Annotated in this window: 5 protein-coding genes and 1 pseudogene; all 6 read right to left on the bottom strand. The window is 69.8% G+C overall.

Annotated elements, in window-relative coordinates; all coding sequences use genetic code 11:
- Nucleotides 1–81: 81 nt before the first annotated feature.
- Nucleotides 82–915, bottom strand: a complete 834-nt coding sequence (locus ACWF94_RS29760; RefSeq protein ID WP_453495238.1) for an ABC transporter permease — start codon at nucleotides 913–915, stop codon at nucleotides 82–84.
- A complete protein-coding gene (locus tag ACWF94_RS29765; protein ID WP_453495241.1) occupies nucleotides 912–2,132 on the bottom strand; it encodes an ABC transporter ATP-binding protein in 1,221 nt (406 codons plus the stop codon). The genes ACWF94_RS29760 and ACWF94_RS29765 overlap by 4 nt, the downstream gene beginning before the upstream one ends.
- Nucleotides 2,133–2,471: 339 nt before the next feature.
- Nucleotides 2,472–3,251 (bottom strand): ABC transporter permease subunit, encoded by a 780-nt coding sequence (locus tag ACWF94_RS29770; protein WP_453495244.1) that lies wholly within the window; start codon nucleotides 3,249–3,251, stop codon nucleotides 2,472–2,474.
- Between the two features lie 3 nt (nucleotides 3,252–3,254).
- Complete coding sequence (locus ACWF94_RS29775) at nucleotides 3,255–4,235, bottom strand: ABC transporter ATP-binding protein (protein ID WP_453495247.1); 981 nt, start codon at nucleotides 4,233–4,235, stop codon at nucleotides 3,255–3,257.
- Nucleotides 4,236–4,369: 134 nt separating this feature from the next.
- Nucleotides 4,370–5,308: a cellulose-binding protein gene (locus ACWF94_RS29780; RefSeq protein ID WP_453495250.1), complete on the bottom strand. Its 939-nt coding sequence runs from the start codon at nucleotides 5,306–5,308 to the stop codon at nucleotides 4,370–4,372.
- Nucleotides 5,309–5,422: 114 nt separating this feature from the next.
- A pseudogene (locus tag ACWF94_RS29785) lies at nucleotides 5,423–6,314 on the bottom strand (hypothetical protein); the annotation flags it as partial.

The following is a 6,314-nucleotide window of genomic DNA, read 5'->3' on the forward strand; positions in this document are numbered from 1 at the left end:
CCACAAGGGTGCGGCGGTCCCGTAACGCGCCGAAGTACTGAGCCGGAGTACGGAGCCTGTCCGCCGGGTCCCGGACAGGCCCTAGACGTCGCGGGAGTTCAGCGCGGCGTACGCGGCGGCCAGCGCGACGCCCGCCACCCCCAGCATGATCCACAGCGGGTCCCAGCCCTGCGGGCCGCCCGATTCGGACACGGTGTTGCCGTAGAGGACACCGAGCTGGCTGGGGATCGAGTACTCGAAGAACGCGTCGCGCACCCCGCTGAGTGAATCCGAGTACATGAACAGCGCCAGCACCAGCGGCAGCAGCACCACGCCGATCATGATCGTGACGGCCCCCGCCGAGTGGCGGATCAGTGAGCCCACCGCCAGCGACAGCAGCCCGAGGAGCGCGAGCCAGAGGCTGACACCGAAGGTGGCGCGGAACCACTCCTCGCCATCGGGGGTGACGCCCTGGCCGACGATCGCGAGCTGGATCACGGCGACGAGCGCGGTGAGCACCAGCGTGACGGTGAAGACGAGCGCGAAGAACACGAGCGCCTTGGCGGTCAGTACCCGGGACCGGCTGGGGCACGCCGTCAGCGTGGTTCTGATCATGCCGGTGCCGTACTCCGACGTGACCGTCAGCACTCCGAGAGTGATCACACAGATGCTGCTGAGCAGGGTGCCGAAGAAGCCGAGAGCCAGGATCGGCTCGCCCCGGACATCGGTTCCGGAGGCCGAGACCGCCCAGGCGACCAGCACACCGCTGGCGATCATCAGGACGACCATCACCCCGAGCGTCCACATCGTGGACCGTACGGAACGGATCTTGGTCCACTCGGAGGCGAGCGCGTCGCCGAGGTGGGCCCTGCGGATCGGGATCGGCGAGGAGTACACAGCGCCGGGAGCGCCCTGCCGCTGGTAGGGGGTGCTCATCGGGGGTCCTCGGGCTTGGTGGTCTGGTCGGCGGGGGCGGCGGCGGCCCGGGGAGCGGCCGGCGGGGCGCTGGTCGGCGGGACGGCACCCGGCGGGGCGATGGGCGCCGCGGAGGGCGGGACCGCGCCGCCCGGGGCGTGGCCGCCGCCCGGGGCGTGGCCGGCACCCGGCGCCGCGGCGTACGGATTGTGGCCGGCCGGCGGCGGGGCGTACCAGCCCTGCTGCGGGACCTCGGGGATCTGCGGCTGCGGCGGCCCGTACCCGGGCATCGGCTGCGGGACAAGACCCGCCTTCTGGTCGGACGTCGAGCGGTAGTCGACCGCGCCCTGTGTCATCCGCATATACGCCTCCTCCAGCGAGGCCCGGTGCGGCGACAGCTCCCACAGCCGGACATCGGCGGAGTGCGCCAGATCGCTGATCCGCGGCAGCGGCAGCCCCATGATCCGCAGGGCGCCGTCCGGCTCCGACATGACCTGCGCGCCCGCCTCGGTGAGCGTGGCGGACAGCTTCTCGCGCTGCTGCGGCTCGCCCTCCGGGGTGCGCACCCGGGCGAAGTCCGCGGAGTTCGCCGTGATGAAGTCGCCGACGCTCATGTCGGACAGCAGCTGGCCGCGCCCGATCACGATCAGATGGTCGGCGGTGAGGGCCATCTCGCTCATCAGATGCGAGGAGACAAAGACCGTACGGCCCTCGGCGGCGAGCTGCTTCATCAGATTGCGGACCCAGAGGATGCCCTCAGGGTCGAGCCCGTTGACCGGCTCGTCGAACAGCAGCACCTGAGGGTCGCCGAGGAGCGCCGACGCGATGCCCAGCCGCTGGCCCATACCGAGGGAGAAGCCCTTGGAACGCTTCTTGGCCACCTCCTGGAGGCCGACGACCCCGAGGACCTCGTCCACCCGGCGGGCGGGGATGCCGGAGAGCTGCGCCAGCGAGAGCAGATGGTTGCGCGCGCTGCGCCCGCCGTGCACGGCCTTGGCGTCCAGGAGCGCGCCGACCTGGCGGGGCGCGTTCGGGACGTCCCTGAAGGGCCGCCCGCCGATCGTCACCGTGCCCGACGTCGGGTTGTCGAGGCCGAGGATCATGCGCATCGTGGTGGACTTGCCCGCGCCGTTGGGGCCGAGGAACCCGGTGACGGCACCGGGCCTCACCGAGAAGGAAAGGTTGTACACGGCCGTCTTGGCGCCGTAGCGCTTCGTCAGGCCGACTGCCTCGATCATTCTCCAGCCCCATCGACTTGCGGGTCGTCGGGGCACGGCTGTCCAGCGCACGCCCCCGTAAGAGTTAGGAGGATAGCTACTCTTTGACAGTTCCAGCCACGCCGTAACACTTTCACAACGTTGCGGGTGGTACGGGAGCGGTCGGCGGGACCCGGCGGGGGAGCGGAATCCGGGCCGCCGCGCGTCCCGCTTCCGGGCCGCTACGTGTCTTCCGGACCCCGGACCCCGGCCCCGGGTCCCTGCCCGCCGCGCCTCCGGACCCCGGACCCCGGACCTCGAACCCCGGACCCCTGCCCGCCGCGCTTCCGGCCCCCGGCGCCCCCGGCCCTACCCGTACTGCTACGCGTCCCGCTTCTTGAGCACCAGATACCCGCCGGCCAGCGCCACCACGACCCAGATGAGCATGATCCCCAGCCCGGCCCAGGGGCCGTACGGCGCCTTGTCGGTGCCCATCGCCTCCGGCACCACCTGCATGATCTTGGAGCCCGCCTGGTCCGGGAAGTACCGGGCGACCGTCTTCGCCTTCGGCACCGACGCCAGGATCTGCGAGACCAGGAAGAAGAACGGCATCAGGATGCCCAGCGAAAGCATCGAGCTGCGCAGCATCGTCGCGACGGCCATCGAGAACAGTGCGATCAGCCCCATGTAGAGACCGCCGCCGACCACCGCGCGCAGGACGTTGTCCGCGCCGAGCGTCGTCCGGTGCTCGCCCAGCAGCGCCTGCCCGAGGAAGAAGGAGACGAAGCTCGTCGCCAGGCCCGTGGCCAGCGCCAGTGCCGTGGCCACCGTGATCTTGCTGAAGAGGAAGGTCGCCCGCTGCGGCACGGCGGCGAGCGAGGTACGGATCATGCCGGAGCTGTACTCCGTGCCGACCACCAGTACCCCGAACACCACCATCGCCAACTGGCCGAGAACCATCCCCGAGAAACTGGCGAACGTCGGGTCGAAGGTGAGCTGCTCCTCCTGGGAGAGATCGTCGAACGTCGCCTTGAACAGCGCGCACAGCGCGGCGCTCATCGCCACCGTGACCACGAAGGCGGACACCAGCGTCCAGGTCGTCGACGACACCGAACGGATCTTGGTCCACTCCGAGGTGAGGACCGCGGGTACCGAGGCCATGGGTCAGGATCCCTCCCTGCTCCGGTAGTTCTCGCCCCACTGGGGGCCGGGTGGCTGCTGTGCAGACGGGCCCTCGCTCGTCCCGTGCGCGTGGTATTCGACGGCGCCCGCCGTCATCTGCATGAACGCTTCTTCCAGGGAGGCGCGCTGGCCGCTCAGCTCATGCAGCACGATCCGGTGCCCGGCCGCCAGCTCACCCAGTTCCTCCGTGGTCGCACCGTCGATCTCCAGCGCCCCGCCCGAGGTCTCGACCGCGGTGAACCCCGCGCCGTGGAGCACATCGCGCAACTGCTCCTGCTGCGGTGAGCGCAGCCGTACATAACTGCGGGAGTTCTCGTGGATGAACGCCGCCATCGAGGTGTCGGCGAGCAGCCGTCCCTGGCCGATCACGATCAAGTGTTCGGCGGTGAGGGCCATTTCGCTCATCAGATGGGAGGAGACGAAGATCGTGCGCCCCTGGGAGGCGAGCTGTTTCATCAGATTGCGGATCCAGTGGATTCCCTCGGGGTCGAGCCCGTTGACCGGCTCGTCGAACATCAGGATCTCCGGATCGCCCAGCAGCGCCGAGGCGATACCCAGCCGCTGGCCCATTCCGAGGGAGAAGCCCTTCGACTTCTTCCGCGCCACCGCGCTCAGCCCGACCACGTCCAGCACCTCGGAGACCCGGGACGCGGGAATACGGTTCGCCTGCGCCAGACAGAGCAGATTGTTGTACGCGCTCCGCCCGCCGTGCATCGCCTTGGCGTCCAGCAGCGCGCCGATGTACTTCAGCGGCTCCTCAAGGTCGCGGTAGTGCTTGCCGTCGATCCGTACGCTGCCGCTCGTCGGATTGTCGAGGTCGAGCATCATCCGCATCGTCGTCGACTTGCCCGCGCCGTTCGGACCGAGGAAGCCGGTCACCACCCCCGGCCTGACCTGGAACGAGAGATGGTCGACGGCGACCTTGGCACCGAAGTGCTTGGTGAGGCCCTCAAGCTCGATCATGCGGCAACGCTAAAGGCACGCCATGCCCCCCGCCACTTGAGCGACGGGGGGCATGGGGCAATCTTGATACGAACGAGACCTTACGAGTCCCCTGAGGGACCCAACGAGACCTAACGGGACCTCATACGGACGGCTCAGCGGGACTGCTGGGCCGGGACACCGCGGGAGATCGGCTCGTCGTCGGCGGGCGTACCGGCCGCCGCCACCGCGGCACCGGTCAGCGTGGCCAGCATCTCGCGGACGTTCGTCAGCTGCGCGTTGATCGAGTCGCGGCGGTTGGTGAGCGCCGCCAGCTCGCGCTCCGACTCGCTGCGGATACGGTCGGCCTTGGCGTTGGCGTCGGCCACGATGTCCTCGGACTGACGCTGCGCGGTCTCCACCGTCTGACGGGCCCGGCGCTCCGCGTCCGTACGCAGCTTCTCGGCCTCCAGGCGCAGCTGCTCGGCGCGGTGCTCGATCTCCGCGAGCCGCTTCTCCGCCTTCGCCTGACGCGACGCCAGATCCCGCTCGGACTGCTCACGGCGCTTGGCGAGATTCGTCTCGAAGTCGGCGGCGGCCTGGGCGGCCTTGGCGCGGGTCTCCTCGAAGAGCGCGTCGGCCTCCTCGCGCTTGGACTGCGCGTCCTTCTGCGCCTCGCCGCGCAGCTGGGTGGCGTCGCTCTTCGCCTTGTCGACGATCCGGACGCCCTCGTCCTCGGCCTTCGCCTTGCGCTCGGACGCGAACGACTCGGCGTCGTTGCGCACCTGCTGGGCGGCGGACTCGGCAAGCTCGCGGTGCTGCTCGGCGGCGCGGCGGGCCTCCTCGCGCAGGTCCTTCGCCTCCTCCTCGGCGAGGCGGAGGATCTTCTCGACGCGGGCGCCGAGACCGGCGTACGAGGGCTCCGCGTCGGTGACCTGGGCCTGGGCGTTCTGCGTTTCGAGGTGCAACTCCTCGATGCGCTTCTCCAGGGAGGTGATCCGGGTCAGTGCACTATCACGGTCGGCAACGAGTTTGGTAATGCGGTCGTCCACCTGGCCGCGGTCGTAACCACGCCGCACGAGCTCGAAGCCGAAGGGGGAGGATGTGTCGCTCATGGGGTTCCTGTCGAATGGGACCGGTGAGGTGATAGGGGGAATCCTAGGCGCCTTAGCGGCGTGTCATCGAGCGGATACGGGTTTGATCTGGAGAATGTCCAGTCTTTTGAGTGGCTAGCCGTCAGAAGACTTGCCACTCGAACGGGTAACCCCCGCTGTCGCACCCGCCTTGACGCCGCCTCCGGAGCCGGACGGCTTGCTGTTCGCGGACGGCGTCTCGAACGACTCCAGCGCCTCCAGGACATCCTGCACCCGGGAGATCTCGGTCTGGATGTCCTCGCGCCGGCGCACCAGCACATCCAACTCCCTTTTGCCGTCGCCGACCAGACGTTTCGCCTCGATCTCGGCCTCCGACCTGATCCGCTCGCCCTCGCGGATCAGCTCGGCCTTCTTCTGCTCGGCCTCCTTGAGCAGTGACTCGGCCTTGCGGACCGCGGCGATCCGTACCGTACTCGCCTCCGAAGACGCCTCGGACAGCAGCTCCTTGGACTTCTGGGACGCCTCATCGCGCTGCTCGTGGGCCGCCTTCATCAACTGGTCGACGCGCTCGCCCGTCGTCTTCATCTGCTCGGTGGTCTCCCGGCGGGCGCGGTTGTGCAGCTCCTCGACCTCGCCCTCGACCCGGATCCGCAGCTCCTCGGCGCGGTCCCTGATGGCGGTGGAGTCGCGGCGCGCGCCCACCAGCAGGTCGTCGGCGTCCGTACGGGCCCGCTCCACCAGCGTGTTGCCCTCGACGGTCGCCTCCGCGACCAGCCGCTCGGCCTCCTTGCGGGCCGCGCCCACCATGGTGTCGGCCTGCTCCTCGGCCTCCAGCGCCGCGCGCAGCGCCTCCTCCTGAGCCTTGTTCATGAGCTGGTCGGCCTGTTCCGCCGCGTCCCTGCGGCGCTTGGCCGCGGCCTCCCGCGCCTCGTCCACGGCATGGTCGGCCGCCGCGCGGGCCTCCGAGCGCATCCGCTCGGCCGCCGTCTCGGCGGCCGACCTGATCTGCCGGGCCTCGCCCCTGATG

Source organism: Streptomyces sp. NPDC055078, assembly GCF_053607985.1.

Bases quoted from the DNA above. Each gene is read 5' to 3' on its own strand.
- ACWF94_RS29760 (WP_453495238.1), bottom strand. From the start codon at position 915: ATGAGCACCCCCTACCAGCGGCAGGGCGCTCCCGGCGCTGTGTACTCC.
- ACWF94_RS29765 (WP_453495241.1), bottom strand. From the start codon at position 2,132: ATGATCGAGGCAGTCGGCCTGACGAAGCGCTACGGCGCCAAGACGGCC.
- ACWF94_RS29770 (WP_453495244.1), bottom strand. From the start codon at position 3,251: ATGGCCTCGGTACCCGCGGTCCTCACCTCGGAGTGGACCAAGATCCGT.
- ACWF94_RS29775 (WP_453495247.1), bottom strand. From the start codon at position 4,235: ATGATCGAGCTTGAGGGCCTCACCAAGCACTTCGGTGCCAAGGTCGCC.
- ACWF94_RS29780 (WP_453495250.1), bottom strand. From the start codon at position 5,308: ATGAGCGACACATCCTCCCCCTTCGGCTTCGAGCTCGTGCGGCGTGGT.